Source organism: Pseudomonadota bacterium (assembly GCA_026388215.1).
Classification (GTDB): domain Bacteria; phylum Desulfobacterota; class Syntrophorhabdia; order Syntrophorhabdales; family Syntrophorhabdaceae; genus JAPLKF01.
This window is the reverse complement of record JAPLKF010000162.1, coordinates 1-2,096: the sequence shown is the minus strand read 5'-3', so window position 1 is coordinate 2,096 and position 2,096 is coordinate 1. Positions and strand designations below refer to the sequence as shown.

Sequence of the window (2,096 nt, the reverse complement as noted above, 5' to 3'; positions counted from 1 at the left end):
TAGCCTTTTCCGGACCCATCGTAATCGCCACTATCTCACCGTCATATTTTTCTCTTGTGAGCAGAGCTTCCTCAAGGGCGAACTCGTCGAACGGATTTGTGATGGGGTCCATTCCTCCTCTGTTGAGTGTCCCCTTCGGAACATCCCATTTCACTTCGGCTTCAGTATCAGGAACCTGTTTTATACATACCACTATCTTCACAGTGTCCTCCTTGAATTTATTTTATTCACCTTTGAAGGTGGGTTTTCTTTTCTCTACGAATGCAGTCATGCCTTCTTTCTGGTCTTTTGTACCAAAACACAATCCGAAATCCTTTGCTTCTATCATGAGCCCTGACTCTATATCGAGATGGATGCTTTTATTGATTAACTCCTTTGCCAGTCTTATGGAAAAAGGACCGTTTGCCTTTATCTTTTCTGCGAGTGCCATCACCTCTTTCATCAACTCCTCATGGGGGACAACCTTGTTTATGAGCCCCATCTCGTATGCCTCCTGGGCAGTAATCATCTTACCGGTAAATATCAACTCCTTTGCTTTTGCCAGCCCGATGAGCTTTGCTGTCCTCTGGGTGCCTCCAAAACCCGGAAAGATTCCAAGTGTGGTTTCGGGGAAACCGACCTTTGCCCTGTCTGAAGCGTAGATAATATCGCATGCGAGGGCTACTTCAAAACCGCCGCCCAGGGCGAACCCATTGACCGCAGCAATGACAGGCTTTCCCATATTATCAAGCGTGGCAAAGGCTTTGTGCCCTCCCTGGGAGAATGCCATACCCTCTATTACATTCATGTCCTTCATTTCGAGAATATCTGCACCAGCAATAAATGCCTTATCCCCCTCCCCTGTGATAATGACAACCCTGACATCCTTATTCCCGTTCAGTTCATTTCCGGCATGTTTTATCTCGTCGACTGTCTCAGAGTTGAGGGCATTTAATGCCTTGGGTCTGTTTATCTTTACAATTGCTATTCCGTCTTTTATTTCAACAATCAGGTTCTTGTATTCCATTTTATGCCTCGCTTTCGAGAACTGCTGCCAATCCCTGTCCGCCGCCGATACACATAGAGACGAGCCCGTATTTCAGGTTGAGTCTTTTCATTGCGTAGAGAGCGGTTGTAACGAGTCTTGCACCTGTGCATCCAATCGGGTGTCCGAGGGATATACCGCCACCAAAGACATTGCACCTTTCCATATCAATCTTTAGTTCTTTTATACAGGCGAGCGACTGTGATGCAAAGGCTTCATTTAGCTCTATCAGGTCTATCTTATCGAGGGTCATATTTGCCTTTCTCAATGCCTTTCTGATGGCAGGTATCGGTCCAAGCCCCATAAATTGAGGGTCTACCCCGCCTGCTGCGTAGGAGATAATCTTCCCCATGGGTTTAATACCGAGTTCTTTTGCCTTATCCCTTGTCATCAGTACGACTGCAGCGGCAGCATCATTGAGACCGGATGCGTTCCCTGCAGTAACTGTCCCGTCCTTTTTGAAGGCAGGTGCCAGTTTTGCCATCTTTTCAAGGGTTGTGTCCATTGGCCTCTCGTCGGTGTCAAATACAATCGGGTCTCCCTTTTTCTGCGGGATTATAACAGGAATGATTTCTGCTTTAAAAAGACCTTCTTTTATCGCCTTTCTTGCCCTCTGATGGCTTACAAGACCGAACTTATCCTGTTCCTCCCTTGAGATACCGTATTTTGCTGCGATATTCTCTGCTGTCAAGCCCATATGATACCCATAGAATATTTCCCATATACCGTCGAGGACCATCAGGTCAATTGCTTTTGTGTCAAACATCCTTGCACCCCACCGTAAAGAGGGTAGAGCAAAAGGTGTAAGACTCATGTTTTCCATGCCACCGGCAACAACAACCTCATTATCACCCGCGACGATAGACTGTATGCCATTGATAATGGCTTTGAGTCCGGAGGAGCATACCTTGTTGATGGTATAGGCGTTTGTTTCCTTGGGAACTCCACCGAAGATGCTCGCCTGCCTGCCGGAGTTCTGCCCCAATCCTGCCTGGAGAACATTACCCATGATAACTTCGTCAATGACGACCTCTTTCAGGCTGCTATCGTAGTCGTAATATTTTGCTTCGAG

At 46.9% G+C, this 2,096-nt stretch carries 3 protein-coding genes; all 3 read right to left on the bottom strand.

The window, feature by feature from the left end:
* The coding region (locus NTU69_09185) for an electron transfer flavoprotein subunit beta (protein MCX5803681.1) at nucleotides 1-202 on the bottom strand (202 nt) is incomplete at its 3' end.
* 21 nt (nucleotides 203-223) lie between these two features.
* Nucleotides 224-1,006, bottom strand: coding sequence for an enoyl-CoA hydratase-related protein (locus NTU69_09180; GenBank protein ID MCX5803680.1), 783 nt, complete (start codon nucleotides 1,004-1,006; stop codon nucleotides 224-226).
* 1 nt (nucleotide 1,007) lies between these two features.
* Nucleotides 1,008-2,096 (bottom strand): acetyl-CoA C-acetyltransferase (locus NTU69_09175; protein ID MCX5803679.1); only part of this gene is annotated, 1,089 nt, incomplete at its 5' end.